25 protein-coding genes and 1 tRNA gene are annotated in these 25,644 nt (G+C 53.2%); 6 read left to right on the top strand and 20 right to left on the bottom strand.

What is annotated here, in order from left to right; translation table 11 throughout:
• Window positions 1–145: 145 nt before the first annotated feature.
• From J2I47_RS00880 to J2I47_RS00825, 12 genes are all read right to left on the bottom strand, one after another.
• Entirely contained in the window at window positions 146–1,387 is a 1,242-nt protein-coding gene (locus tag J2I47_RS00880) for a lysozyme family protein (RefSeq protein WP_207362659.1), read from the bottom strand.
• Window positions 1,388–1,504: 117 nt separating this feature from the next.
• Entirely contained in the window at window positions 1,505–2,191 is a 687-nt protein-coding gene (locus tag J2I47_RS00875; RefSeq protein ID WP_207362658.1) for a helix-turn-helix domain-containing protein, read from the bottom strand.
• 128 nt (window positions 2,192–2,319) lie between these two features.
• Window positions 2,320–2,514, bottom strand: a complete 195-nt coding sequence (locus J2I47_RS00870; RefSeq protein WP_207362657.1) for a hypothetical protein — start codon at window positions 2,512–2,514, stop codon at window positions 2,320–2,322.
• A gap of 176 nt (window positions 2,515–2,690) precedes the next feature.
• A complete protein-coding gene (locus J2I47_RS00865) occupies window positions 2,691–3,542 on the bottom strand; it encodes a DNA-primase RepB domain-containing protein (RefSeq protein ID WP_207362656.1) in 852 nt (283 codons plus the stop codon).
• 352 nt (window positions 3,543–3,894) lie between these two features.
• Entirely contained in the window at window positions 3,895–5,250 is a 1,356-nt protein-coding gene (locus J2I47_RS00860) for a VapE domain-containing protein (RefSeq protein ID WP_207362655.1), read from the bottom strand.
• Between the two features lie 69 nt (window positions 5,251–5,319).
• Entirely contained in the window at window positions 5,320–6,483 is a 1,164-nt protein-coding gene (locus tag J2I47_RS00855) for a site-specific integrase (RefSeq protein ID WP_207362654.1), read from the bottom strand.
• Window positions 6,484–6,665: 182 nt separating this feature from the next.
• The gene (locus J2I47_RS00850; protein ID WP_207362653.1) at window positions 6,666–7,130 is read right to left on the bottom strand and encodes a hypothetical protein; all 465 of its coding nucleotides are present in this window, start codon (window positions 7,128–7,130) and stop codon (window positions 6,666–6,668) included.
• A gap of 314 nt (window positions 7,131–7,444) precedes the next feature.
• On the bottom strand, window positions 7,445–7,666 hold the full coding sequence (locus tag J2I47_RS26935; RefSeq protein WP_207362652.1) for a helix-turn-helix domain-containing protein: 222 nt from the start codon (window positions 7,664–7,666) through the stop codon (window positions 7,445–7,447).
• 83 nt (window positions 7,667–7,749) lie between these two features.
• Complete coding sequence (locus tag J2I47_RS00840; protein ID WP_207362651.1) at window positions 7,750–8,652, bottom strand: hypothetical protein; 903 nt, start codon at window positions 8,650–8,652, stop codon at window positions 7,750–7,752.
• 25 nt (window positions 8,653–8,677) lie between these two features.
• Complete coding sequence (locus J2I47_RS00835; protein ID WP_207362650.1) at window positions 8,678–9,856, bottom strand: site-specific integrase; 1,179 nt, start codon at window positions 9,854–9,856, stop codon at window positions 8,678–8,680.
• A 189-nt stretch (window positions 9,857–10,045) separates the two neighbouring features.
• Window positions 10,046–10,122 (bottom strand) — tRNA-Asp (locus J2I47_RS00830).
• A gap of 179 nt (window positions 10,123–10,301) precedes the next feature.
• Window positions 10,302–10,463 carry a hypothetical protein gene (locus tag J2I47_RS00825; protein ID WP_207362649.1) on the bottom strand — a complete coding sequence of 54 codons (162 nt, stop codon included), beginning with the start codon at window positions 10,461–10,463 and terminating at the stop codon, window positions 10,302–10,304.
• A gap of 165 nt (window positions 10,464–10,628) precedes the next feature.
• Here J2I47_RS00825 and J2I47_RS00820 point away from each other — a divergent pair, with 165 nt between their 5' ends.
• The gene (locus J2I47_RS00820; RefSeq protein WP_229374193.1) at window positions 10,629–11,510 is read left to right on the top strand and encodes an alpha/beta fold hydrolase; all 882 of its coding nucleotides are present in this window, start codon (window positions 10,629–10,631) and stop codon (window positions 11,508–11,510) included.
• A gap of 10 nt (window positions 11,511–11,520) precedes the next feature.
• On the opposite strand, the gene J2I47_RS00815 is transcribed toward J2I47_RS00820, so the two are convergent.
• Window positions 11,521–11,913, bottom strand: a complete 393-nt coding sequence (locus J2I47_RS00815; protein WP_207362648.1) for a VOC family protein — start codon at window positions 11,911–11,913, stop codon at window positions 11,521–11,523.
• A 90-nt stretch (window positions 11,914–12,003) separates the two neighbouring features.
• Here J2I47_RS00815 and J2I47_RS00810 point away from each other — a divergent pair, with 90 nt between their 5' ends.
• Window positions 12,004–13,146: an acetamidase/formamidase family protein gene (locus J2I47_RS00810; protein WP_207362647.1), complete on the top strand. Its 1,143-nt coding sequence runs from the start codon at window positions 12,004–12,006 to the stop codon at window positions 13,144–13,146.
• 27 nt (window positions 13,147–13,173) lie between these two features.
• Here J2I47_RS00810 and J2I47_RS00805 read toward each other — a convergent pair whose 3' ends face one another.
• On the bottom strand, window positions 13,174–14,043 hold the full coding sequence (locus tag J2I47_RS00805; protein WP_207362646.1) for a UbiA family prenyltransferase: 870 nt from the start codon (window positions 14,041–14,043) through the stop codon (window positions 13,174–13,176).
• Between the two features lie 144 nt (window positions 14,044–14,187).
• Between J2I47_RS00805 and J2I47_RS00800 the strand changes: the two genes are divergently transcribed.
• Window positions 14,188–15,366: a type III polyketide synthase gene (locus J2I47_RS00800; protein WP_207362645.1), complete on the top strand. Its 1,179-nt coding sequence runs from the start codon at window positions 14,188–14,190 to the stop codon at window positions 15,364–15,366.
• A gap of 7 nt (window positions 15,367–15,373) precedes the next feature.
• Here J2I47_RS00800 and J2I47_RS00795 read toward each other — a convergent pair whose 3' ends face one another.
• On the bottom strand, window positions 15,374–16,114 hold the full coding sequence (locus J2I47_RS00795; RefSeq protein WP_207362644.1) for a glycosyltransferase family 2 protein: 741 nt from the start codon (window positions 16,112–16,114) through the stop codon (window positions 15,374–15,376).
• A gap of 122 nt (window positions 16,115–16,236) precedes the next feature.
• Here J2I47_RS00795 and J2I47_RS00790 point away from each other — a divergent pair, with 122 nt between their 5' ends.
• The 3 genes from J2I47_RS00790 to J2I47_RS00780 all read left to right on the top strand — a co-directional run bounded on the left by J2I47_RS00790 (window position 16,237) and on the right by J2I47_RS00780 (window position 22,140).
• Window positions 16,237–17,310, top strand: a complete 1,074-nt coding sequence (locus J2I47_RS00790) for a TerC/Alx family metal homeostasis membrane protein (protein ID WP_207362643.1) — start codon at window positions 16,237–16,239, stop codon at window positions 17,308–17,310.
• Window positions 17,311–17,423: 113 nt separating this feature from the next.
• Window positions 17,424–21,389 (top strand): AAA domain-containing protein, encoded by a 3,966-nt coding sequence (locus tag J2I47_RS00785; protein ID WP_207362642.1) that lies wholly within the window; start codon window positions 17,424–17,426, stop codon window positions 21,387–21,389.
• An 88-nt stretch (window positions 21,390–21,477) separates the two neighbouring features.
• Entirely contained in the window at window positions 21,478–22,140 is a 663-nt protein-coding gene (locus tag J2I47_RS00780) for a hypothetical protein (protein WP_207362641.1), read from the top strand.
• 12 nt (window positions 22,141–22,152) lie between these two features.
• Here J2I47_RS00780 and J2I47_RS00775 read toward each other — a convergent pair whose 3' ends face one another.
• The 5 genes from J2I47_RS00775 to J2I47_RS00755 all read right to left on the bottom strand — a co-directional run bounded on the left by J2I47_RS00775 (window position 22,153) and on the right by J2I47_RS00755 (window position 25,545).
• On the bottom strand, window positions 22,153–22,455 hold the full coding sequence (locus tag J2I47_RS00775) for a winged helix-turn-helix domain-containing protein (RefSeq protein ID WP_207362640.1): 303 nt from the start codon (window positions 22,453–22,455) through the stop codon (window positions 22,153–22,155).
• Window positions 22,452–23,141: a hypothetical protein gene (locus J2I47_RS00770; RefSeq protein WP_207362639.1), complete on the bottom strand. Its 690-nt coding sequence runs from the start codon at window positions 23,139–23,141 to the stop codon at window positions 22,452–22,454. The genes J2I47_RS00775 and J2I47_RS00770 overlap by 4 nt, the downstream gene beginning before the upstream one ends.
• Before the next feature lie 3 nt (window positions 23,142–23,144).
• Window positions 23,145–23,522 (bottom strand): diacylglycerol kinase family protein, encoded by a 378-nt coding sequence (locus J2I47_RS00765; protein ID WP_207362638.1) that lies wholly within the window; start codon window positions 23,520–23,522, stop codon window positions 23,145–23,147.
• Window positions 23,519–24,247, bottom strand: a complete 729-nt coding sequence (locus J2I47_RS00760) for a DUF1361 domain-containing protein (protein ID WP_207362637.1) — start codon at window positions 24,245–24,247, stop codon at window positions 23,519–23,521. The genes J2I47_RS00765 and J2I47_RS00760 overlap by 4 nt, the downstream gene beginning before the upstream one ends.
• A gap of 194 nt (window positions 24,248–24,441) precedes the next feature.
• Window positions 24,442–25,545 carry an L-dopachrome tautomerase-related protein gene (locus J2I47_RS00755; RefSeq protein WP_207362636.1) on the bottom strand — a complete coding sequence of 368 codons (1,104 nt, stop codon included), beginning with the start codon at window positions 25,543–25,545 and terminating at the stop codon, window positions 24,442–24,444.
• Between the last annotated feature and the right edge of the window lie 99 nt (window positions 25,546–25,644).

Below are 25,644 nucleotides of genomic sequence, written 5' to 3'. Positions count from 1 at the left end.
TCGGCAGGACGCAATGGACCGGTTACCAGCAATCTGCTGTAAATCAGCCGGCGTCAAAAAGTAGAGCGGAGCGTTTAGTTGGTCTGCCATTCAGTCCGAAGAAACCCCAAAGATAAGGTCACTTACATTATGAATTAAGCATCATTTACCCTCCTATTACAACGGGTTGACCACTAGGGTTGTTAGCCATCAATCCTAACGCCGCCGCCTGCTGAAAATAACCACCGGGAGCTAGGTGATCGGCAATGTAACTACGGGCTTCGGGAACAGACTGGATAGCGCGAAGGGCCGGGGCTGATAAGGTAAAGGCTTTGGGGAACACCCAGGTAGGCTTAGCGACTTCCCGGATGAGAAAGTCTTGTTTTTTGCCCATGTAGCCTGCTATCTGGGTCATGGTCCAAGCAATGCCCTTGTTGTAGCCAAGCACCAGTCTAGGCAAGTCAACCGGTAAGCCAGGCTGTGCGCCGCTAGTAAACCGAATTAGGCAAGCTAGGTGTAATCCCGCCATCGTCAAGTTCAATTCGGGGTCTCTCAGCAGCTTAATAGCCATCGGGTAGGGACGTGGCTCAGCCTGTCGGTTCATGGCCAGTTGCTTGTAGCGCGGCCAGAAAGAACCCATTCGTTGTTGCATATAAGCGGTGAACGCTGGCGTAACCAGCCCCCATGTAGTAGCGATGTAAAAAATATCGTAAAACGTGAGGGGCGTGATTTGGGCCGCACCGGTGGCATAGGGTCTTTTTGTATTGGCCTTACCGTAAGGTGAAAACTTGATTTCATGGGCGGCAATGACGGTAATGAGCCAGGGCGGTACGTTGGTTCGGGATGCCGCTGCCTTGATCACCGGTTCCAGGTCGCTCCACAACCGATGGATAGAGCCAATAATCTCGTTTTGGGGTAAAGTGGGTGAAAAAGTAACCTCTTTACTTAGTAGGGTGGGTGTTGCCCCAATACTACCTATTCCCGGATCGGCTAAGTTGGTTGGCGTGTTGGCGGGTAGCCCCATAATCTCCTGCATCGCCTTTAAGTGAGGCAGCAACCTCATTAGTGCCCCCGTATCTATCTCTCTCATTCTTACACTGCCGCCGTTCCCCCAACCACCGAGAATAGCTGCCTTCAACCGGGCGGCATCGCCACCTACTGCGGCGAATTTCCGGTTGGCCATTAGTAAGGCTACCTGCGCCCCCCTGCGCCTGTCTAGGCTACAGCCGTTGGCAAGGGCTGTAGCTTCATCGTAATAGGCAAATCGCAGCCACTGGGCCACCGAGCAAATGTTACATTCCATTAAGTCCAACCACGTGGGATACAGCAAATCGTCGGTGGTGGTGTCGTGTGATCCGTAGATAACACCAGTTTCCGGGTCTGAGCCGGCGAGGGATCGTGAATTCATAACTTAAGTTGAAGTGAAAAGCAACGAGACAATCAATACCCGGCAGCAGGCCAGCATGTCATGATGGGCTGCCTAGTGGATGTATCCACGTCTGAGATCGGTTAACGTTACCAGAAGCTAATCATCTTCCTCGTCTTCATCTTCTTCATCTTCCTCATCTTCATCCTCCTCGTCCTCATCCGCTTCATAGGCCTCCTGGTCAAATTCATCCACCATATTATCTTTCCAAGAACGAATCGCTTCTTTACTCAGGTTGAACGTCACTTCCGAACCCAGCCAAGGGCGGTTTTCCTTCATGTGTGCGGTCATGAAGTTGACCAGCTCGGTCAAGACGGCCCAGAGTTGTAGCCCTTCCTCGTCGATGGCGTGCTTCTCGCAGAATTTGAGCAGCTTTTCTTTAAGCGTGTCTACCCGCAGAATATAATCATCAACTTCTCCCTCATCCCAAGTGGTTCTACCCGCGTTTTTGATTAATTCCTTGATAAGCCGGTTGACCTTATCGACAAACCACTGCTTACGGTTATCAATGCGGTCGGTTTCTATCTGGCGCACTTCGCGTTGTCGGTATAAATCAGCCATTAAGGCATGAACCGCCAAGTTGGCTTCCGGAGCGGCTTGACGTACCTGTGGCAAGGTAGCGGGGATGATTGCTTCTTCGTCTTCTTCCTCATCGGTTGTCCCAATTGCTTGCTTGAGGGCGCGTTCTACCGTCGATTTTGCCACGCCTAACTCCTTGGCAATCTCGCGGAAGCTGTATCCCTCATCCTGTAGATCCTGCGCTAGCTCAATCTGTTCCGTCGTCATTCTTTTTGCCCTTGTCATTGTTTTTGCTCTTGGTTTGTGAGCAACAAGAATAGCAGAACGCTACGACGGGGTATCCACTAGGGGCAACCAAAGGCCATGAGTGGCCACGCATGGGACGCAATGACCACCTAGTCCTCGATAGTCATATCCCAGGGACCCAATACTGCTACTATCCGCGCTACCTGGTCGGGCGAAAACAGGCGAATCCCGGTAAATTCTCCTTTAAAGTGAAAGACAAGCGACTTCGTAAACGTCTTGGGCGAGGTCTTATAAACGGTACTGAGTTGTTTGCGGGACATAAAACCGCTGATCTGAATGGCCATGAACAGATACTAGTTGATGGTGATTGATGCTACTGCCTAGTGGGACAGACGAAGCGGGTTGGCTAGGTTTAGATTGAAGTAATACAAGCTACTGGCCCCGTATTATTTCATATTACGCCGATGGCTCACTGTATTATTTCGTATTATCTCCTGCTCACAAGTGGCAATCCAGTAACCTACCCGGCCACTTTTCGGGCTTTTTCGATGGTCCGGGCAATGTATTTGCCGGTGTACCGCTTTTTACGGCTGGATAAATTAGGGCTGTGAGCTACCAGGTGCGCCGCAATACGGTCATCATCCCACCCTTTTCGGACCAATCCTATCACAATACCGAAATCGTGTTCACTAAAGCTGTGAGTCGGTGTCCCAGCCTGTCTATCAAGTAGTTGGACACCTTGGGACACAGTAGTTAGTGGGTATGATGGTGTCTCAGTTGTCCCGGACGGGGGTACCGGGGGATCGTTCAGCACACACCCCCCCGAAGGGGTAGAAAAATGGGACAGCCGATGCGTAGCCCCGTGGAGGCGAACGAAAGGAAATTGACCATTCGCCTGGCGGTATTTGGCTTTTCGGTTGGTTAGGCCCGGCAGTCGTCCGACGTGATCCGGCTCGGCACTGCATAAATCAGCCTGGTATGTTTGGGCCATCGCCCGGCAGATGGTTTTAGCCCCTTCGCGGTCGGTGGGACACTCGGCTAGAATGACCCACGCCTGGTAGTTGCCAGGGGAGGTTTCCAGTAGTAGACAGGGCCGCAACTCGTCGGCTTTGATGCGGGTCAGCGCATCGAGCGTCAAATCATCGAGCAGCACGTACTGCCAGCCAACGGGACGGGCGTATACGTCGAAGCCCAGGCTGTTTTGCCACCGCAGGTATGCGACCGTCTTGGGGTCGGTGAGCTGCGTAGCCGTGTAGATGACGGGCTTGGCCTGGTCGGTCTGGAAATTAAGCAGGCGAACGTGGTATTGGGTAGCCCCCAGGGCGGCCACGTAGCGCTCAATGGCTTGTTGGGTAAGGTGGTGATTCGTCATTTTTTACCCCTTTCGGGGGGTGTGTGCTGAGTAGTCACGGGCAGAAACAGCCAAAGACAAAAAACTCTGAAAACTTTTTACCTACTTTTTACCTACCCATCTTACCCACCCTCGCTAAGTCACTCATTCGGCAGTTTTTTCAATAATGGGTAAGTTGTGGGTAAGATGTGGGTAAGATTAATCTTACCCAGGAAAAAACCATTTTTAGACTGTATCGTGGCTTTTATACATTTGGGTAAGATGGGTAAGTAAAAAATATATAAAGACTTATTAGTAATAAAATGGGGTCGCTTTCGAGGCAAAACGGGGTAAGGTGGATTTCATCCGATCTTACCCCGATGCAGAATTGATCTTACCCACTCTCTTGTGAACTGGCCAGATCGGGCGTGGATAGCGCCTCTAATTCGCTCCCGGTTCGCTCCCGCAGAAAGTAGCAGTAGTTACGGTTTTTCCCTTTTGCTTTCTGCCGGATGGCGTTCGCTTTACGCAGGGCTTCGCCTAATTTTTTCAGCGATAGCGTCACGCGGGTTTTGTCCTGGAGGCGGCTTAGTAGCATGGTCGTCGTCAAGGCTACGCTCGACTGGCTCACGTCGTTGACTACTTCATAGTAGTGATGAAGCATTTCCGATTCGGGGGTAACGACCTGAAACTCGTCGCTATTGTTGAATTTAGCCGCTACCTCGTCGGCGCTCCACCAATACTTAAACCCGCTTTTGTAAAGCGTGTTGGCTTCGGCCCATGCGTGGTCGATGTCAAGTTTCTGAAACGTATCAAGGTCAATATCCAGCACCCGAAACGGAAAAAATCGGCGGCTTCCCGTCGAATCGGCTAAAAACTCATCGTGGTTAACCGAAGCCAGGAACGAAGCGGTTCGTTCAAGCTCCGAGGTGATCTTGTCGTAGGGTCGCCGCACTGTTACGCTACCGTGGCTGATGAGCGTTTTGACCGTATCGGCATCCTTTTTGTTAAGCTCCCGAAGCTGATCATCCAGGTTGATGATGAATTTAAGCGCCAGCAGGACAAGCGTGTCTTTGTTTTCAAGGTTGATCTTGCCGGTAAACTTATAGGGAAGCAGTGTTGGTGGACACAGACCGTCAAGCCAGGTCGTCTTAAATATGCCCTGTCCTCCCGTTAATACCAGGCACGTTTGGTTGCGGCAAATTCGCTTATTCTTTTCCACGGCGTTGGCCACGGCGGCAACCATCCAGCGCATGAGCGCCTCGGCAAATAGACCCGCATTCTCCACCTGCACAGTAGCGGCAACGGCATCAATTGTAGCTGTACCCTCTCGGTCAGACAATCCCTTGAAGTAGTCTATCAACGGATGATAAGATGGGACAAAATCGGACTGGAGATAGCCTAACAGCGTGGCCGGTGCAATTTCGATCTGGCGTTTGGTATCAAGCTGCCGACAGATCGAGTTGAGTTGGTAGTCATCGAGTGATCTAAACGTATCCTTTCCATAAGGCGTGAACTCAACCCCACCTGTCAGTTCATTATAGCGAAATTGATAAAGGCTTTCCAGGTTTCGCTCGACCATTTGCCGTTTGGACTTTTTACCCTCCGTCTCGTTGTGGTGGGAAATGCGGCGGGGTTTAGTCGATGGTGGTTGGGGCTGGCTACTATCGGCATTTACGCCGATGGCCGCAGCAGCCTCTGCGCGTAGTTTGTCTAATTTAGGTTTTAGGGGTTCCAGAATAGGCTTCATAAAATCAGTTGGAAGTCGAAACCCCCGTACCGATCTAGCAGCCGGTACGGGGGTTTGGTGGGTGGTTGTCTAGCCAGCTTGCTGCTGGTCACTGTCTGGCCGGAAGATGTTTTTAAACCGCGTGATGACCGGTTCCCGGCGTCGTTGATAGTAATGATCTTCGAGCATGGTGACGTTTTTTAGTCCCATCATCACCGCCATTTCACTCAGGCTAAAGCCTAGCTCTTCGGAGTACATGGTGAACGTCTTCCGGGCCAAGTGGGTATGCAGACTCTCCTTGATGCCTACGGTATTCCCAATGATCTTGAGCCACTTATTCATTTTAGGATTGGACAGCACGGGCAGCAGCAGCCCTTTCATGCGACATGCTTCGTGCTGGGCGTAGCGGTCTAAAATGGCACTAGCCTCTGGAAACAGGGGCACGAAGGCCTGTACACCGGACTTGGTGCGCGACTTGAGAATACACGGCACGTCGCTGATCGTAGTCAGGCTGTGCCGGCTTAGCGTGGCCACGTCCACAAAAGCAAGGCCGGAGTAGCAGCAGAACAAAAACACGTCGCGTACCTGGTTGGCGTGTGGCTCGGCAAACGTGAAATCACGCAACCGCTCCAGATCGGCCATCGTCAGGGCAACGGGGTCTTTATGATATTTGCGAATCTTGACGTGCCGGATCGGGTTTCGGTCGGCCCACTCTTCGGCTACGGCGTACTCGATGATTGAGCGCATGAACTGAAAGATTTTCAGGGCGTAGTTGTGGCTATAGCCCCTTTTGGCTTTCAGGTAGTCGTATACCAGATGATGCTCCAGGGCGGGTTTCAGCTCGTTGAAGTTGGTGTCTTTACCGTAGCCAGATTGCAGGGTAAAAAAGCATTCCAGGATATCGGCGTAGGTACGGTAGCGTTTCATCGACCCGTCGGCCAGGTCTTGAATCGCCACCCGTTTCTCGTGCCGTTCCAGATAGCGGCGAATGCCCTCAATGACGGTAGGTAACGGCTCATTGTGTCCGCGCAGGCCCAAGGCTATGTCACGGATCACCTTGGCATTCAGACTACGCCCCGTTAGCTCGCGGTCCTTGAAAATGCGTTGCACAGCGGCCTCCAGAGTACGTAGCCGGGCTGAATTAACCGGATCGTTTTTGATGGTGCGGGTTTTAGGGTCAAAGTTTTCACGGTCGCAGTGAATGCCCGTTGATACGTCCGGAGCGCGTTTGCCATTCGTGAGGAGTCGAAACACGATGATACTGAATGTATTACGACGTTTTACAAAGAAGCTGACACAACAGGTAGGTGCTTTGAAGGCTTGCCCACCTTCGACGGCAGCTTCTAGCCGTCTATATGCAGGAGAGTTATTCATCATTTACTGACATAAAATGAGTAAAGCCCGGCCATTGCGAGTAGCCGGGCTGAGTGATCCAGTCAATGAGGGTGCGTGACGAAGCCTCGTTCTAACCGTTGGGCGGCTCGGTCAATGGCCTGGCAACGGCGCTTGGCCTGCTCTCCAGTGATAGCGGATAAGCTAAGCAGATCAAGTACCCGGTCCACGGCTTGCTGAGTGACCGCAATGCAGTCAAACCATAGTTGATGTTGCACGCTATAGTCAACGGCAGCCTGTACGTCGGATTGGGTCAGGGCTTGTCCATTGGCTATCCTATGAATGAGCACACGGTAAATAGCTGATTTGAAAGCCATTAACTGATGATGAGCCTCAAAATTGGCTACATCAGAAATGCCCGTTTTCGTAATGGATGAGCCATCAATAAGGATACCGGTTGGCCAGTGTACAAAATCAGATTCGCTATCAAGCGAGGCGATAATGAACACCTCAAAGCCTTCTTGACGCCTGATGGCAGCGTAAAAAATGTCTACATCGGCCTGTGACATGACCGACCTTGTATTAATTTTCGATCTGGGGATAGGTCGTGAAGTGGCCATTCCGGAATTTTTTATCCGAGGCTTGTCGTAGGGTCGTTTCGACCTGGCAGTACCGGTAGATAGACCTGTAGCGGTCCGTGTTCGCGCGTGGCGTACCGGAAGAAATTTTCTTTTAAATTGCATCGTCTTGTCCTGAAGACTCTTGCCCTTGTTAGTGTTCGAAGCACTGGCAGGGGCTTTTTGATGAAAAAATAGTTCGAGGAATGGGTTGGAGATGGGCAAGTCTGTTTTGATGCCTATCGCGTAGGAGGAGCATTCCGAGTTCACACAGACTGCGCAGCCGGATAACCTCTACGAACAAAGGCATCTACGTCAGCTTTACTGACGTATACCAACCGGCCTTCTGGGTCTGGTTTGGTTACAGGGAATGCGTTGTCCTTGATGAGTTGATAATACCTGTTCGCGGATACTTTTAGATACCGCTGAACATCTTTTGGCCTGAGCCATTCATCGGCCTGAGCCGGGGGGGGAGGGGACTTTGCCACAATGTAAAGGATACAGGGGGATTGTTTGCGACCCTGTGGGGCAAAGCTAACGGATAATATTCGACAAATAAAAAATTAATCCATTAAAGCGGTACATGTGTCGCCGGGTCGTGTGTCTTCAAGAACTGCTGATAGTCAGAGTGCATACCACTCCGCAAAGTGTCAAACCCTTCGTGGATGGCCTTCAATGCTCCTTCATCCTTCCAGGTAGCCATAAACAGTCGATCAAATTCACCAGAGAACCAGTCATCTATCGTGATAAGATGTATATCTTGATCCTTTTTTATACGATTTACATATGAATGTAAATCCCAAAACTCGGCAGGAAATTCTGCCCTGAGTTTACCAAAGCCAGGTAGATAATTACTAAATAGCAAGCTAAAAAAATTAGCATCATCATCTCCATTTAAATTAATCCTATGGTGAATTCCTATGTCTTCTGATTGTAGAAAGCCATTATCAGGATAATATTCTTCTATCGCATTTTCAAACTCTATATCTGTTAACTTTTCCGCTGGAAGGTGATTGTACTGCGCTCTATGCCAAATGCGCTCAAGTGGAATCAAGGTATTATCGACAAATTGTTGAAGCAATCTGTCAACTCGTGACTGGAGCGCACTATTCACAAATAAATCAAACTGATACTGAGTGCTGCCATACGAACTACCAAGTGGTGCATAGCTCCATCTTAAATCAAATTCACCACTTTCTGAGGCTATTTGAAACAGTTGATACCGTATTATGGAAGCCTCTTTAGCTAAATCTGCGGCGTACTTTTCTTGATAAGATGCAAATTCATTTACAGATACATACGAGCCTAAAAGGCTTCTAATTCTTGTATTCTGCCCCTGTGCTGTAATTTGAACGTACAGGGGATATGATTCTTTCTGCTCGCTATCCGTTATAATAATTTTCGGCTTGAGTTTAGTATTTAAAAAGTGTTTAACTCCTATGCCGCGAAATTTTTGTTTAGGTTTTTTTGCCATTACAGTACGATTTATAAATATTGTTCTACCAACTAGTCACGTTGCTTAGTGCTTGCTCTACATCGACCCCCGACAAGTGGACGTAATGCATAGTCATCTTAATGTTGGCGTGACCGGCTAACCTCATCACGATAGTAGGCATCACGCCACGCCGACACAAATCAGTAATGCCACTGTGCCGGGCAGTATGAAAGCCAATACGTGTCTTGTTGATCCGGGCCAGAGCCAAAACCTCCTTCAACCGTTTATTCAGATTCTGGGCAGATCGTTTCATGAACCTGCCCCCTTCAGTAGACGGCCAGTATGACCGCAGTAAGTGTTGTGCCTTACCCTCGTGTAACCTCCAAGTGGGTATCTGTACCCGTTGCTTCGTTTTCACCTGCACCTTGTCAATCAAGAGGCCATTGGCCGTTTCACTGATATGCCTAGGCGTGAGTGTGAGCAAATCACTCACGCGCAACATGGTGTAGTAAGCCAGCAGAAACGCATCTCGGTAAATCGCAAGCTGGGCTTGCTCTCCCTCTAAGATCAAGGCTTCGATGCGCTTGATTTCTTCGTCGGTTAGGATCACTTTGTCAACGACCTTGCCCCTAATCTTAAACTGGTCGTAGGGGTTTTGGGGCAACAGGCCACACTTCACGGCCCGGCTGATGTAGCGTTTAAGAATCTTGTGTTCCGCCTCGACGGTGTTATCGTCCAGTTTAAAGCGGCCCCGCTTGGCCTGATCAAAGCGGTTGATGAAGGCAAACGTCAAATCGCCAAATGCTACCAGCCCGCCGTGGTGCAGGTTGAGCCGGTTCCACACCCGCATCCGTCGCTGATAAGTAACAGCAGCAACGCCCGGCTTGTCGGCCTCGATCTCGGCTTTCATGTAGGCCGAAAACGTTTGGGTGGGTGCGGCCTCGTCCACGTTGGCACTGGCCATGAGATCGAAGTCAGATAGAGCAAAGGCCCGGCCATGCGTAGCAGGGAAATAGGTCTCGAAATTGCGCAGTTCGGTGAGCCGCTGGGTAATGCGCTGGTTGGCCAAAGCGTCGTTTCTAACCTCCCGGCTTTTGGCGTTCCACTGGCCGGGTGTTATCCGAACGCCGGTCGTAAAATGACGACGTAAGCCGTTCTTCTTATATACTTCAATTTGCACCAATGCTTTGCCGTCTTCACCGAGCTTCTTTTTGCGGTTGAATACGAGTTTGTACGTGACCATCAGATCGTGTGTTAAACGGTGATGGCCCAAACCTACACGGGGCAGTTCAGAAAAAGCCCGGTAACAAATGGGTAGCAAACGTAAAGTATGATAAAGCATCCTAACGTGCCTAAACAGGTTTTAAGCTCAATCAGGAAAAAAGCAAAAAAGCCTGTAAGTGATTGACTTACAGGCTTTAGGCCAATCTCTTGGCGGTCCGGACGGGACTCGAACCCGCGACCTCCGCCGTGACAGGGCGGCATTCTAACCAACTGAACTACCGAACCAGAAACTCGTTTTCAGAGCAGATAAACGTTGCCGTTGTTCTGAAATCGTGGTGCAAAAGTAGGGCGTTGGGGTACTTGGCGCAAGTGTCGGCCCGAAAAAAACCGACATTTTTTCTACCAGACTGGCTTTGCGTCTGGTTAACAGACATATAAGCAGCCCGTTCTTTTTCACCTAGTCACTATTCGTTGTCTTCCGGCCCCGGCGCATCGTCGGGTGTCATTAGCTCGGCGGCACCGGCAGGTTTCTCTTCGTTAGGGTCTTCCTGTATCCCCAGTACTGATTCGTCAGGGTTGGCAAACTTGGTCAGGTTAGGCAGGGCTTCGTCAGGTTTATTCTCCATGATAATTGCTGGTTTTGTATTGCCATAACCCGGCGCAGGCCATTGTGCTCCATTCTTCGAGGCAACGGCTGGCCTGGCAAAACAAAACGGCCCATAATTTGTGTTACCAACCAACACAAGGCCCTGGGCCGCTTTATCCATCCAAGCCATTGGATATTCACTACCTTGACTCCCTTAAAAACCGCTGGTCGTGCCCTGTTCCAGGGTACCGTTGGCTTTCTGGTATTACTGGCCCTTGTCCTGACCGGTGCCTGGCTGTTTGATTTCCGACAGTCGGATGAGGCGTTGCGGGCGGAATTTGCCGGTCAGGCCATTCAACCTTCCGTGCACCGGTATCAGGTAGGCAACCGCACCATCCGGTTTATGGAGACGCCCGTTTTGCCGGGGAAGCCAACCGTTATTTTCGTGCATGGTGCACCCAGTTCACTCTCGTTTTTCAACGAATTCTTTAAAGACACAGCCCTCCTGAACCGGGCGCAACTGGTATCGGTTGACCGCCCCGGCTACGGTTATTCCGATTTTGGCCGCGTAGAACCCTCTATTCTAAAACAGGCCGAACTGCTTCAGCCGCTCATCAACCGCTATAAATCGTCGCCTTATCTGGTGGTGGTAGGCTCGTCGTATGGCGGGTCGGTGTCGGCGCGGCTGGCCATGAACAACCCCGGTGTGATTGATCAGGTTGTGTTTGTCTCGTCGGCGCTGGGACCGGGTCTGGAACGTACTTTCGATATTAGCTACTGGGTCGACAAAACACCGTTGCGGGCACTGGTGCCACCTTTGTTGCTGCTGGCCAACGACGAAAAACTGGCCCACAAACACGCACTGGAGGCTATTCTGCCCGATTGGCCCCGCATTACGGCCCGCATCACCATGCTCCACGGCCTGCGCGATGACCTGGTCTACCCCACCAACGTGGCCTTCGCCAAACAGCACCTTATCCATGCCGCCGTCAAAGAGTTTATTCTCCCCGAAAGCCGCCACGACATTGTGGTTAACAAGCGGGATTATATGGCGGCCATTCTGTTGAATACATTGCCTTTACGCTAGATTCCCGCATTTACGCCGTTACCTCAATCCTGTTGCCCTCCGGGTCGAGGATCACGCTTTCATAATAGCCGTCGCCGGTGCGGCGGGGTTCGCCCACTACGACAAGGCCATCGGCCCGGAGCCGTTCGGTAAGCGCATCAACGGTGGCTTCGGTGCCAACCGAAACAGCGAAGTGGATCAGGCCCGAAAACTGCGCCAGGGCATCGTTTTTCGTGTCAGGAATACCCGGCATCTGCATTAGCTCAAGGCGCGGGCCGCCCCGTGGAAACGACAGAAAATAGGATGAAAAGCCTTTGGCGCCATTCACGTACTTTTTGTTGGCCGTGGCGGCGAAATACGTCTCGTAAAAAGTTCGCATCCGTTCCAGATCGCGAACCCAGATGGCCAGGTGTTCGATGTGCATGAGACAAAGGTGGTGCTTTTCGGCAGGCCGTAAAAATTGGGTAGATTGGTCGGGCAAATCGCCGAATACAACCGTCAACCATCCCAACGTATGTCTACTTCTCGTCGCCGTTTTTTCCGGCAGTCAACCCGGCGGGGTATCGCAGCCCTGGCCCTGGGTCATGTCAGTCCTTCGCTCGTTGAGGCAATAGTACCCCCGGTGGAGGCTGATCTGTTGCCCGAACCTGCCCGGCGAATCAAGCCCGACAGTGTGGTGCGGTCGCTGCCCGAAAACATGGTGTGGGGCTATTTCGGGGCCGACGTTCCTCCCGTGAGCCGGATCAAAGACGGCGACATCGTTGAAATACAAACCGTAAACCCGTCGGGGGTAAGCCGCACCGATCCCGAAGCATTTTACAAAACGCACAACCTCCCGCTCGACGATCATGCGCGGGAAGTGATTGCTATTATGAAGAACGTGAAGCCCGAACCGTCGGGCATTCGCGGGCACATGCTCACCGGCCCCATCTACATCGACAATGCCCAGCCCGGCGACTATATCGAAATCCGGATTCTTGACCTGACCCTCCCCGCCGACTTTGGCGTGAACAGTGTGTGGCCGGGTGGCGGCGGTATTCCCGACCTGGTGAAAGACCGCGAAACGTTTGTGTACCGCTACGATGCCAAACGCCGCACCGGCACCTTCATGGAAGGCGTGGAAATACCCCTGCGGCCGTTTATGGGCGTTATGGCCCTATCGCCGCCACCCGAAACGGGGCGGGTTAGCTCGATTCCGCCGGGCTTTTTTGGTGGTAACCTCGATATCAAACACCTCACCAAACACACCACGCTGCACCTGCCCGTGTCGGTACCGGGGGGCCTGTTCACCACCGGCGACGGTCACGCGGCGCAGGGTAATGGCGAGGTGAGCGGGGTAGCCATCGAAACCGCCGTGAACCTGACGGCGCAGTTCATTGTGCATAAAAACAGTGGCCTGAAGCAGTGCCGCGCCGAAACGCCCACGCATTTCATTGCCGTAGGGCTGGATAAAGACCTGAACAAAGCCATGAAGCAGGCCCTCGCCGAAGCCGTTCAGTTTATTCAGACCGAACTGGGCTTTACGTTTAATCAGGCCCTGTCCATTGCCAGCACCGGTGTTGATTTTGAAGTGAGTCAGGTAGTAGACCAGGTGCTGGGCGTCCACGCCATGATCCCAAAAGCGATTTTCCCGAAAAAGAAATTTGGCTATTGGTGAAGAGCAATAGACCGCTGATGGCGCGTTCTATTTGACCAGTAGAATCAGGAAAAAAGCGTTCATACCCCAGCCGGTGAGGCGGGTCATCCAGGTGGCGGCGCGGTAGTTGGCGGCAGCCGGATTTTGCCAGACGCGGTAGGTGAGCACGGCCAGGTATACGATGCCCGGCACCAGCAGCGACAGCATGAGCCAAAACGGCCATTGCGCCTCGTAAAATGCCAGAAAACACCCACCAGACGCCAGCAGGCACAGCCAGGCATTGATAAACGTACCCCGAACGCCCATCAGCCGACTAATGGTAAGATCGCCCCGGCCCGCATCTTCGGCGTGCTGATACACCTGCGTGACAGGGTACAAGGCCAGAATATTCAGAAACGCAATCAATACACCCAGCCATAGTTTGATCTGGCTCGGCGTAGCCAGCAGTTCCCACAGGCTCATGTCGTGGAGCGCGGCGTAGGTCATCAGAAAAACAAATCCACCCTGAAACGTGCTGATGAGCAACCAACTGGCAATGGGCCTTTTTTTAATGCGAATAGCCGGGTGACTATAAGCCTTCATAAACGCGCCATAGACCAGAATAAACACCACAAATGGTGTGTTGATCAATATACCACCCAACAGGGCCAGCGCTTCAAGGCCCATCGACACCCAAAACAACGTTCTGTCCACAGGGGGCGGATTTTCGAGCCCGTTCACGCTGCCTTCATCTTTGTCGTAATAGCTGTTGAACGTGTTGGCCGCCGGGTACACCAGCACATGAATGATGATCAGCATCCAAACAGCTAGCCACCAGTTGCTTACACCGGGCAGCAAGGTCATGGCGAACAGACAGACAGGCAGCAGATAAACAGAGAAAGGCAGACGTAGGTGGAGCCAAACGGCGCGGAGAGTCATATGTTTAGGAAGGAAAACAACCTTATTGGAATGGTGTAGTTATACTAGTGTAGTTGCAATGCTACATCGCTTTATCCGAAATGCCCGTATCTGGTCTGGTAGACACAAAAGACGGGTGTTTGTCCGAACAGTCAATACAACTTCATGAACGAGAAAGCCAGTTTCATTAACGCATTAGGTACGGCTGTACCGGCCAATGAGATTCCCCAGGCACAGATCGCCCACTTTATGGCCGAGGCACTGGGTATGGATGAACGCGATCAACGTCGGCTTACTGCCCTGTATCGCCAAACCCGCATCGATCAGCGGCATTCAGTGCTACCCGACTACAACAAGCGGCGGGGTGAATATACATTTTACCCCAACACCGAAGGGCTGGAGCCTTTTCCAACGGTGGGACAGCGCATGTTGCTGTATCGGCAGGAGGCCGTGCCTCTGGCCCTGCAAGCCATCGACGATTGCCTCGACAGTTATCCCGACTTCGACCGGCAGCGCATTACCCACGTTATTACGGTGAGTTGCACAGGCCTGTATGCGCCCGGCCCCGACATCGAAATCATTGAAGCCATGGGCCTGCCAGGCACAACGCAACGGCTCGCCATCAACTTTATGGGTTGCTACGGAGCCTTCAACGGCCTTAAAGCCGCCGACGCCATTGTGCGGTCTACACCCGGCGCGGTAGTGCTGGTAGTCTGCGTGGAACTGTGTACACTCCATTTCCAGAAAAAGACCGACCTCGACAACCTGCTGTCCAATGCGCTTTTCTCCGATGGTGCTTCGGCGGTACTGGTTGAGGGCACACCCCGACCCGACCAGTCGATGCGCCTGCGGTCGTTCTATTGCGATCTGCTCCCCGCAGGTAAAGCCGACATGGCGTGGCACGTGACCGATTTTGGTTTCGAGATGACCCTGACTTCAGAAGTGCCTACGGTGATTCAGCAGGGCATCGGGCAGTTGCTGTCGAGGCTCCTGGAACAAAGCGGCCTCACCATCGGCGACATTGGCACCTATGCCATGCACCCCGGCGGGCGGCGTATTCTGGAAGTGATTGAAAAACAGCTTGGCCTGGAAACCGCCGACAACCGCTATGCCTACCAGGTGCTGCGGCAGTATGGCAACATGTCGTCGGCCACGGTATTATTTGTCTTGAAAGCCATCTGGCAGGATATGCTCACCACCAAAACCGGTACCGACGAGGCTCAGCACATCCTGAGTTGCGCTTTCGGCCCCGGCCTCACGCTGGAATCCATGATCCTGGAAGCGCACTTTACGCCGGTGCAGGAAGAGATAGCACAGATTGGTATAGAGACGGTTACGGTGTAGTGCTGCCCTATTTCAGTACATTCCACGACAGCAGCCCCCAGCGGGTGAGGCGGTACAGAAGCGACACTTTCAACACGCCCAGGCCGTAGATGGCGCTGCGTTTAAAGTTGATAGACGATGCCTCGTCGAAGTATTTGGTGGGGCAGGTCACCTCGGCGATTTCGAAGCCTTTGTAGAAAATCTGCGCGATCATCTCGTTGTCGAAGATGAAGTCGTCGTCGTTGTGGGTAAAGTCGAGCGCCCGGAGCACCTCACCCGAAAACGCCCGGTAGCCGGTATGGTACTCTGACAGCTTTTGATTCATCAGGATGTTTTGCGTCAGGGTCAGAAACCGGTTAGCTACGTACTTGTACATGGGCATGCCGCCTTTGAGGGCACCCTTACCCAGAATCCGCGAGGCAAACACTACGGGGTAAAGCTCATTACCAATGATGGAGATCATAGCCGTTAGCAACAGCGGCGTGTACTGATAGTCGGGGTGGAGCATGATTACGATGTCGCCGCCCAGTTCAAGGGCTTTGGCGTAACATGTTTTCTGATTACCCCCGTAACCTTTGTTCACATCGTGCCGGATAACGTGCCTGATACCCAACTGCTTAGCCACATCAACGGTATTGTCGGGGCTGTGATCATCGACTAAGATTACCTCGTCGACCAAATCGAAGGGAATTTCGCGGTAGGTACGTTCAAGGGTCAGCGCGGCGCGGTAGGCGGGCATCACGACCACGACTTTCTTACTATTATACATGGCACAAAACTACGTTAGACTGCCATTAAGTACCAATTTTGTGTCGGCCGTTCGCCGCCAGGCCGGTCGAGATTAACTTTTTTAATCTGCCTGCGTTGTCTTTGGTAGATAGTCAATCCCCTATGTTCACCAGCGAAACCTTGTTTTTTAGCGGCTTTGCCGTTTTTGTTCTCTTCGTGATGTCGCTCGATCTGGGCGTTTTTTCGTCAAAGCAAGCCCGCCAGAGTCACGTCGTGTCATTTAAAGAAGCCGCCTTCTGGAGTGCCGTCTGGGTGGCTCTATCGCTGGTGTTTTACGTATTTCTGCAACAATATGGCTACCTCGTGCACGGCATTACCGACATGGCCCGGCTGCAGGAAGTCCGCGATAAATACGCCGATCACGTCGATTTCACCGCCGGTAATTTCGCGGGCAATCTGGCTATCTTCCAGAAGAACATGTCGCTCGAATACATCACCGGCTACCTGGTGGAGTACTCGCTGTCGGCCGATAATATCTTTGTATTTATCCTGATTTTCAACTCGTTCGGCGTTCGCGAACGGTACTACAAGAAGATTCTGGTGTGGGGTATTCTGGGGGCCATCGTTCTGCGGTTCATCTTCATCTTTGTGGGCTCGGCTCTGTTGCAGCGCTTCGACTGGGTCATCTACATCTTTGGCGCGTTTCTGGTGTACACGGGCGTAAACCTGTTTTTCCAGAACGAAGAAGACGAGCAGATCGACACGGACAAACACCCCGTGGTGCGGTTCGTATCGAAGTACATGAACGTGTATGGCCGCAACGTGACCGACAATTTTTTTGTCCGCCGCAAAAGCGATAAGAAGCTGTTTATCACGCCCATTTTCATTGTGGTGCTGGTAGTGGCTGTCACCGACCTCATCTTCGCCGTCGACTCCATTCCAGCCATTTTTTCGATTACCAAAGACCCATATATCGTCTTTTTCTCGAACGTGTTTGCCATCATGGGCCTGCGGTCGATGTTCTTCTTCCTGTCGAGCATTATGGGGCAGTTCCGGTTCCTGAAAACGGGGCTGGCGGTGCTGCTTACATTCATCGGCGTGAAAATGCTGCTGGAACACCAGCTTGAAGGCTGGGGCTTCAAACCCGCCTATTCGCTTTATGTGATCCTGGGCATTTTAGGTACCAGCATCCTGGCATCGTACCTGATTCCGGCAAAGGAAAAGGCACAAGAGTAGGTGTTCATGACTACAGGATGGCCAACCATGAGTTCTGATTCAGACTAAGCCTGATAAGGACATTGCCCACTCGCCTTACACGCTTCCTAGGGGCCTCGTCGTTAGCTTTACATATGCAATTGTCGCCCGCCGTACTTCGTGCTTATCGTCGCCGCCTGACCAATTTGAGTAGCCGCAATCGGTCTCTGTTACTAAATACCCTGCCCGTTGATCAGTTTGTAGACCTGCACGAAGCCAATTTTCGGCTTAACAAACCCTCATTCGACCTTATAGTGGGCCTTATTGCCCAAAAAAAGCATGTGCCCCTCTGCGCGGTATCAGACCCCCGCGACGAACGGGCCAACGTACTCAGCAAACACCTCCGCCGACTGATGCGGACCGAACGGTTTATTGAAGAAGAACGCGGCACCGAAGACCTCTACGTGGGCTGGCCGTTTGTGCGGGGCCGCTTCAACGATGGTACGCCCGTGCACGGTCCGCTGCTGTTCTTTCCCGTCCACCTGACCACCGAGGGCAACGAATGGCGACTGGAACGCCGGGGCGACGTACCGGTGCAATTCAACCAGTCGATTGGCCTGGCCTACAGCTATTTCAACGGCATCAGGCTCGGCGACGAGTGGACCGACCCCGATTTCGACCACTTCGACAAAGACCCGCTTACGTTCCGGATGCAGCTCTACGACTGGCTCAAAAGCAGCCCGTATGAACTGAATTTTAACACCCAAAACTTCACCAACCTCCTCCAGCCGTTCGACAAACAATCGGCCAGGTCACTAACAGAGTTGGAAGCCGTCGGCGAGCTAAAACTATTCCCAGAGGCCGTTTTGGGCATTTTCCCCCAAGCTGGTTCGTTTCTGGTGCCGGATTATGATACAATGTTGGAGGAAGGGATGCGAGGAGGAGAGGAGGAAAGGGAAGAAGGGAACGAGATGGAAAAAGCAATCGCAGCTACTACGACGCCTTCCTCCCTTCCTCCTTTCCCCCCTTCCTCCTTTTCTCCCTCCCTCCTCCCCCTTGCCATTGATGCAGCGCAGGAGCGGGCGGCGATGGCCGTAAAAACGGGGCAGTCGGTGGTGGTACAGGGGCCGCCGGGCACGGGCAAGTCGCAGTTGATTGCCAACCTGATGGCCGATGCCGCCGCCGCGGGGAAACGTGTACTGCTGGTATGTCAGAAACGCGCGGCCCTCGATGTGGTCTACAAGCGATTGGCCGACGTGGGCATGGCCCCGTTTGCCGCGCTGATTCACGATTTTCAGGACGACCGGAAAGCCCTCTATGCCCAGCTAACGGCCCAGATTGACGCCGTAGAAGCCTACCGGCAGCAAAACAACGGATTAGACGCCGTTCTGCTCGACCGGACGTTTACCCAGGAAAGCCGCCGCATCGACGCGCTGGTGACTGAGTTGCAGGGCTTTAAAGATGCGCTGTTTGATGCTTCCGTTTGCGGCTTGTCGGCCAAAGACCTCTACCTAAGCAGCAACCCCGCCGGACCGACCGCGCCGATGGCCGATCTCTACCGTCACTTCCGGTTCGACGAGGCGACGGACTTCCGCGACCGGCTGGGCTACTTTATTACCTACCGCGACCGCCTCGGTCCGAACCATCCGTTTGCCAGCCGGGTGTCGTTTGCGCCGTTTACAGGACAGGACATCGCGGCGGTGCGCCAGACGATTGACGAGGCCGCGCAGACCATGCCCGACCTGCTCGACCGGGCCGCCTCGCTGATGGAACAACGCCTCAGCTGGACCGACGTAACAGAGCAATATGCCTCCCGCCGCGCCGTTTTGGACGATATTGTACAAACGCTGACCGCCCCAACCAACGCCCAGGTGTGGCCCGTGCTCACGCGCATAGGCACCGGCGCCCTCCCCGACCCTACCGATACCTTTGCCGAAAAGCGCACCCAGCTGGGTCAACTGGAAGCCGATGGCCTGCTGAAAACCAGCGCCGACACCAGTACGCTAACCGCCCGGCTGGCAGCGGGTATTGCGGCGCGGCAGTCGGTATTCAAATGGCTCTTCTACAGCGACAAGCCGTTTCTGACCGCGCTGGCAACCGAAAACGGCCTGGGCACGTCGATGGACGACCTACTGACGATAAAGCAGTTATGGGAGAGCCGGCAAGTCTGGACCACACAGGCAATGGCCCTGATTGAGCAGTTTACGGGCAGTTGCGCCCCGGCTGAACCGGCTACGTTGCTGACACAGTTGCAAACGCTGGAAACCGCTGTGGTGGGTGCCCATGGTTTATACGACACCCTCGGCAATCTGTTCTTACCCCTGCGTAACCAGTTGAAACAACCAATTGCACTGGCCGCGTTTACCCAACGGCTGACAGACGTTCGGGTGCTGCTGGCCGAACTAGCAACGAAACAACAGCAATGGCAAACGTACCTGACAGCCAGCCAGTTAACTACTCTTTCAGCAAATCCGGAACACCAGCAGGCATTGCAAACCGCCCTGCGGCAAGATGCAGATAACCTGATTGAGCAGGACCGGCTCTGGGCGGCGTTTACAACCAATGAACGCACCGTGGCCGACCGGGTTGCTTCAGTAGCGGCGTTCGACAATGGGCTGCGGCTGGCCTGGATTGACCATCTCGAAAGCCTGTATCCGCAACTGCGGAGCGTGTCGTCGTTGAAAATGGAGCAGGACGAAGCGGCCTTACAGACGAGTATTGCCAACCGGCAGGTGCTCACGCGCGACATTTTGCTCCTGAAACTGCGCGAACAAACCTACCGCGACCTAGTGCTGAACCGGCTCAGCAACGTGGTTAGTTTTCGCGACCTACGGCACCAGGTCACCAAGAAGCGGAGTGTATGGCCGGTGCGGAAACTCATGGAGACCCACTTCGCCGAGGTGTTCCGGCTTATTCCGTGCTGGATGGCCTCGCCCGAATCAGTGTCGGCTATTTTTCCCATGCAGCGTGACCTGTTCGACCTCGTTATTTTTGATGAAGCGTCGCAGTGTTTTGCCGAAAATGGGTTGCCCGCCATGCTCCGCGGGCGGCAGGTAGTGGTGACCGGCGACAGCAAACAACTCCGCCCCAGTGACCTGTACCGCGCCCGTTTCGACGATGCCGAAACCGACCCCGACGAGGTGCCCGAAGCGGCAATGGAAGTGGAATCGCTGCTTGACCTGGCGGCACAATACCTGCCTCAGGTGCTTCTGACGGGCCATTATCGCAGCCGTAGTCTCGATCTCATTGATTTTTCAAACGAACATTTTTACAACCACTCGCTGAGTCTGCTCCCCGATTTTGAGCAGGCCAATCACGGCGAACCAGGCATCCGCTACCGGCATGTGTCGGGTCAGTGGACGGCCAACCGTGCGACCGGTGCGCCGGAGCGAGACCGTACCAACCCCATCGAAGCTCAGGCCGTGGTTGATCTGGTAGCCGAACTCCAGACCGAATTACCAGGTCGGTCTGTTGGAGTGGTGACAGTCAATTTTCAGCAGCAACAACTGATACAGGACTTACTGGAAGCCTCACCGCATGAGGTTCTTTTTGTGAAAAACATTGAGAACGTGCAGGGCGATGAGTGCGACGTACTCCTGTTTTCGGTAGCCTACGCCCCTGACTCAACAGGTCGTTTGGCGGCACAATTTGGGAGCCTGAACATGGCTGGTGGCGAAAACCGACTCAACGTGGCCGTGACGCGGGCGCGGGAACGTATTTATGTTATCACCAGCCTGCTGCCCAACCAGTTAGTTGTCGAAAACACGGCCAACATAGGGCCAAAATTGCTCAAGGTCTACCTGCAATACGCCCTCGACGTGTCGCAGGGGCGGTACCGGCCCACACCCACCCCCGACGGCGACGGTCCACGGTCGGGTCAGTTACTGAAAGATCAGTTGGCCGCCGAGCACCCCAACTGGCAACCCGAACTGCCTTTCGCTGACCTCACTATCCGCGATGCTAACCAGTATACAGGCCTTGTTTTAACCGACGATGCGACGTATTTTCAACAGTCGCCAAAAGAGGCCCATGCTTACCGCCCCATTGCCCTTGCCGAGCGCCATTGGCCCTTTCAACGCCGCTGGAGCCGTAATCACTGGAAGAATAAGTCCAATGTTTAACGTTTAAGGTCCAAGGTTGCTTCGCGCATTACAGTAGAAGCAACCTTGGACCTTAAACGTTAGCCATTGGACGTTAAACATCACCCTTATGTCCGCTTTCATCATCGTCATTTTCGCGCTTTGGTTTTACCCACCGATAGCTTACGTGGTCATCAGCGCTACAGCCGACCAGCCCGGCACGCGGCAGCTTATTCTCTGGACATCGTTTATCCTCAGCGGGTTAGCTATTGCTGGCCTTATCACGGGCATTAGCACCACCAGCAGTTTGATCGACTGGTTTATGCTCATGTCCATTTATGGAACCGTATCGCTGTTGATCTGGATTTTACGAACGGAGCGGGGCAAAAAGGGGCATTACCTGGCCGGAATTGCGCAACTGTCTATCTTCGGAGCGGGCTACGTATTCAGCACGGCAGGGTTCACCGCCATCGGTTTTATGGTGGCCGCCCACGTACCTAATGACGTGCGCAACGTAGGCGATGGACTGATCTACAAGGAAGTGCCCTATGGCAATGCGGTCTCTGATTTTCGCCTTAAGCGGGTTGAACTCACCCGTACGTCCTCGGCTCTGCCGCTAATTGAATGGCCGATTGTCAGGAAAGAATACGACGCCTCGGATGAGTTAATGGCACCACCGTTTGGTATCTACTACAACCAGCAACGGCAGCAGCTATGCCTTTCAGCCAGCCACCTTTCCGACGAAACTAAGCGACTGGAAAGCTGGTCCGATACGCTGGATTTGGGAAAATAAAAGGCAATCAGGTTAACTACCGCCCCGAATAAACGCTTCCAGCGCGTTTAAATGATCGGTGAACGCTTGTTTGCCGGCATCAGTGGCCGAATAACTGGTATTGGGTTTTCGACCAATGAACTGTTTTTGCACCAGCACATACCCCTGCTCTTCCAGCGCGCGAAGGTGCGTGGCGAGGTTGCCGTCTGTGAGTGACAGCAGTTCCTTCAATTCATTAAAACTGACCGCGTCGTTCACCATCAGCACCGACATAATGCTGAGTCGCGCTTTGCTTTCAAACGCTTTATTGAACCGGGCCAGCAGATCGTTCATCATAGGGTATCCTGATCAAAGTCAACCGGACCCGACGCAGGCTGAGGACCGGTTTGATCATACTTAAACCACATCACGGTGCCGTAGACAATGTGCAACACCCCAAAACCGAGCGTCCACATCAGCAGGCCGTAGCCCGTCAGAAACAGCGCGAGTAAGCCCAGCCCAATTTCGCACAGGCCGAGGTATTCAAGGTCGCGGTAGGTATAGCGGCTGGCATTGAGCAGGGTAAGGCCGTAGAAGGTGAGCATGGTGGGGCAAACAAGCCACACGGCATGCTGGTAAACCAGCCCGACGCAGAACACACCCGCTGCCGCCAACGGCACCACCAACGCCCAGATGAGCCGCCGCGAAGCTGAATTCCAGACCGTTAGCCCCTGCCGACGGGCCTTTCGTGATGTAAAAAACCAGGCCGCCAGCACAGCCAGCACCAATACAACCAAGGCATCGATGAGCAAAAAATCGAGCGTTTCCCGTTGCGTCATGGATGGTCGCGTCAGGCGGTCGTACTGACCTGAATCGAGCACGGTAAACCAGCTTGTCCGTAGCCGAAGGTAAGCCACCATGGCGCCACCCATGGCAACCAGCCCCGCCGACACGCCCGACAAGCCGCTGAGTGACAGGAACTTAGTAGACCGTTCCATCATGCCACGGATTTCGGTCAGGGTTTGTAGATGTTCGTGCGACATGAGTTAGTTGATAAGGTCAAAAAAAGCATACAATCTTGGTACGAAAATAAGCAGGCCGACCACTACTGCCGTGAGGCCCAGGATCAGGACGGCGGCGGCGGCCAGGTCTTTGGCTGCTTTAATGAGCGGATCATGTTGCGTGGTAACACGGTCGCAGAGCTTTTCGAGGGCGGTGTTAAACCCCTCTGCGGCCCAGACCAGCCCAATCTGCGTAACGATCAACGCCCACTCTGTTGTAGACAGCTTCAGCCAAAATCCTGCAACCACAACCACAACCGCGACTAGCAAATGCACTTTCGCGTTGTTCTCATACCGAAACAGGTCGATGATGCCCTGACCGGCAAACCGAAAACTACGCAGCACTTTAGGCAAATTGATCATGGATACGTGTCTGACCGGGTACTGACGCGGCTTTCGGTAAATAACCAGAACGCAACATACAGCACAGCCAGCCCAAAACCGTAGGTCATGGTCACTTTCTGCGCCACCGGGTCGCCCAGCGCATCCCAGAGGGCACGGCTCAATACAATGGGCTTACTCACCAGATGCCAGCTATTCCAGCGCCCAAACCGGCCCAGAAAAATACCGAACCCCGCCAACCCCTGACAAGCCAGCACCAACCCCCAGGCCGTGATGCTGTCGGTAAGGGTATTGAGCAGCCGGTGGGCCAGCAGCGTACTGTAGAGTCCCGCCAGCAGCCCCGTTAAGGCACCCACAAAAATCAGTAGCGTGTCGTAATAGATGTACGTATTGTCGGTATGGCGCAGGTGAAACAGATCAGTAATGATGTAGGGCGCATTGGGCATGAAAAGCAGCCAAAGGCCTAATGCTGACCAGGTTACCAGTTTCAGCCGATTGCCGGTGAGTAGTCCCGGTGCAGCCCGCAGATCGCGGAGGACAAGCATAACGCCCAGCGGAAACAGGGCCAGAAAGAGGTTCCAGGCACCCAAAATGAGGTACCACCAAACGCCCGTGAACAGTCCGCGCCCCACGGCAAACAACAGACAAACCGCCGTGAGCAAGGCGAGTGCCCGAAGGCCCTCTCCCTGCGACGACGGAACGGTGGGGGTAGACTGCTTTACCAAAAACTTGGTTGGATAAAGCATAGTGCTGAAAGTACTTTGAATTACAAAGTAACAAAGACAATGACGAGAGATGCAAGGGTTTGGGGGATTTATTTTTAAGATGAGGTAAGAAAAGGAGGCTATAACACAGAGGGCCACGGAGTTACACGGAGACATTAATAACTCTGTGTAACTCCGTGGCCCTCTGTGCACCTCTGTGTTATAGCCTCCTTTTCTTACCTCATCTTCACCCGAAACACCTCATACGGCCGCTTGCGGGTCGATTTGCCGCCGTTGTTTTTGGCCATATGGTCAATCTGCGACGTGGTCACGTAGAGGTAGCCGTCGTGGAAGGCGTAGCTGTCGGGCCACTGTAGCTGCACTTTGTCGGTGAGGATGTCGGTGCGCTTCAGCGGGGCGGCGGAGTTACCATTGGTAGCCAGGCTGTAGAGCGCATAGCCTTGAATATCACCCATGTAGAGGTTCCCTGCCGGGTCGATAATCATACCGTCGGTCGTGGTGTATTTGCCCAGATCTTCCACTTTAGCCTTCACATCGGCGTCGCTCATGTTGGGGTCGCGAAGGGCAGCGGTGGGCACACGATACAGCTTGTTGTCTGACAACGGTTTGTAATAGAGCATATTACCATCGGGAGTGAGCGCAATACCGTCTGAGTTAAACACCACGGGGCCTTTGTTGTCCTGCAGGAGTCGCCCGTCGATGGTGAATTTGAACGTCGGGTCGGCCTTCACGGATGGATGCCCCTGTAGTTTCATCGTAATCTTGCCGCTTTTAATATCGACCACAGCGATGCCCCCCTGCTGCGACTCGGTCAGGTAAACCACCTCACGTCCGGTATCGACCCGGATATCGTTGAGGTAGCTGTCGGGACCTACAATGTCTTTGAACGAGTATTGTCTGATGATTTTGTTTGTAGCCAGATCGAAGCAGACGAGCTTATGTGCATCGCGGTAAACGCCCTGCTGTTTGGGGCTGGCCGGGTCAATCACCCACAGCCGATCCTTATCATCTACGAACTCCGACTGTACGCAAATCCAGCGGTTGGCCGGGTCCTGGCCGGGTTTCCAGCTATTCCAGGCTTCGTCGGGGTACGGTTTTTTGGTGCCGTCTTTCATTACCTCCACCAGCGCGTATTTGTAGGTATCGGTCCAATAGGGGTAATTCACAAACATCCGCCCGGTCTTAGACACCGCCACACCGGTAAGCTGGTAGGTATCATCTTTAAAAACAGGTTCGAGTTTAGCCTGCGCCTGTGTGAATTGAACGGCACTGGTCAACAGCGAAAAGCCTAAACCAGCCTGTAGAAACCACTTTTTCATAATCGTTGTGTTGTTTGACAGTGAAACGGTGTGGCCTGGGGAAGGTTTAAGAAAAGGATTTACGAATTACGAGGTACGAATTACGATTTTTGCTTACGT

Source organism: Fibrella rubiginis, from assembly GCF_017353185.1.
GTDB lineage: Bacteria > Bacteroidota > Bacteroidia > Cytophagales > Spirosomataceae > Fibrella > Fibrella rubiginis.
This window is presented reverse-complemented; position numbering and strand designations above follow the sequence as displayed.

Bases quoted from the DNA above. Each gene is read 5' to 3' on its own strand.
- J2I47_RS00810 (WP_207362647.1), top strand. From the start codon at position 12,004: ATGTCTACTTCTCGTCGCCGTTTTTTCCGGCAGTCAACCCGGCGGGGT.
- J2I47_RS00840 (WP_207362651.1), bottom strand. From the start codon at position 8,652: ATGGCAAAAAAACCTAAACAAAAATTTCGCGGCATAGGAGTTAAACAC.
- J2I47_RS00880 (WP_207362659.1), bottom strand. From the start codon at position 1,387: ATGAATTCACGATCCCTCGCCGGCTCAGACCCGGAAACTGGTGTTATC.
- J2I47_RS00780 (WP_207362641.1), top strand. From the start codon at position 21,478: ATGTCCGCTTTCATCATCGTCATTTTCGCGCTTTGGTTTTACCCACCG.
- J2I47_RS00785 (WP_207362642.1), top strand. From the start codon at position 17,424: ATGCAATTGTCGCCCGCCGTACTTCGTGCTTATCGTCGCCGCCTGACC.
- J2I47_RS00870 (WP_207362657.1), bottom strand. From the start codon at position 2,514: ATGGCCATTCAGATCAGCGGTTTTATGTCCCGCAAACAACTCAGTACC.
- J2I47_RS00865 (WP_207362656.1), bottom strand. From the start codon at position 3,542: ATGACGAATCACCACCTTACCCAACAAGCCATTGAGCGCTACGTGGCC.
- J2I47_RS00760 (WP_207362637.1), bottom strand. From the start codon at position 24,247: ATGCTTTATCCAACCAAGTTTTTGGTAAAGCAGTCTACCCCCACCGTT.
- J2I47_RS00825 (WP_207362649.1), bottom strand. From the start codon at position 10,463: ATGGAGAATAAACCTGACGAAGCCCTGCCTAACCTGACCAAGTTTGCC.
- J2I47_RS00805 (WP_207362646.1), bottom strand. From the start codon at position 14,043: ATGACTCTCCGCGCCGTTTGGCTCCACCTACGTCTGCCTTTCTCTGTT.
- J2I47_RS00860 (WP_207362655.1), bottom strand. From the start codon at position 5,250: ATGAAGCCTATTCTGGAACCCCTAAAACCTAAATTAGACAAACTACGC.
- J2I47_RS00800 (WP_207362645.1), top strand. From the start codon at position 14,188: ATGAACGAGAAAGCCAGTTTCATTAACGCATTAGGTACGGCTGTACCG.
- J2I47_RS00850 (WP_207362653.1), bottom strand. From the start codon at position 7,130: ATGTCACAGGCCGATGTAGACATTTTTTACGCTGCCATCAGGCGTCAA.
- J2I47_RS00815 (WP_207362648.1), bottom strand. From the start codon at position 11,913: ATGCACATCGAACACCTGGCCATCTGGGTTCGCGATCTGGAACGGATG.
- J2I47_RS00765 (WP_207362638.1), bottom strand. From the start codon at position 23,522: ATGATCAATTTGCCTAAAGTGCTGCGTAGTTTTCGGTTTGCCGGTCAG.
- J2I47_RS00795 (WP_207362644.1), bottom strand. From the start codon at position 16,114: ATGTATAATAGTAAGAAAGTCGTGGTCGTGATGCCCGCCTACCGCGCC.
- J2I47_RS00770 (WP_207362639.1), bottom strand. From the start codon at position 23,141: ATGTCGCACGAACATCTACAAACCCTGACCGAAATCCGTGGCATGATG.
- J2I47_RS00755 (WP_207362636.1), bottom strand. From the start codon at position 25,545: ATGAAAAAGTGGTTTCTACAGGCTGGTTTAGGCTTTTCGCTGTTGACC.
- J2I47_RS00835 (WP_207362650.1), bottom strand. From the start codon at position 9,856: ATGGTCACGTACAAACTCGTATTCAACCGCAAAAAGAAGCTCGGTGAA.
- J2I47_RS00875 (WP_207362658.1), bottom strand. From the start codon at position 2,191: ATGACGACGGAACAGATTGAGCTAGCGCAGGATCTACAGGATGAGGGA.
- J2I47_RS00790 (WP_207362643.1), top strand. From the start codon at position 16,237: ATGTTCACCAGCGAAACCTTGTTTTTTAGCGGCTTTGCCGTTTTTGTT.
- J2I47_RS00775 (WP_207362640.1), bottom strand. From the start codon at position 22,455: ATGATGAACGATCTGCTGGCCCGGTTCAATAAAGCGTTTGAAAGCAAA.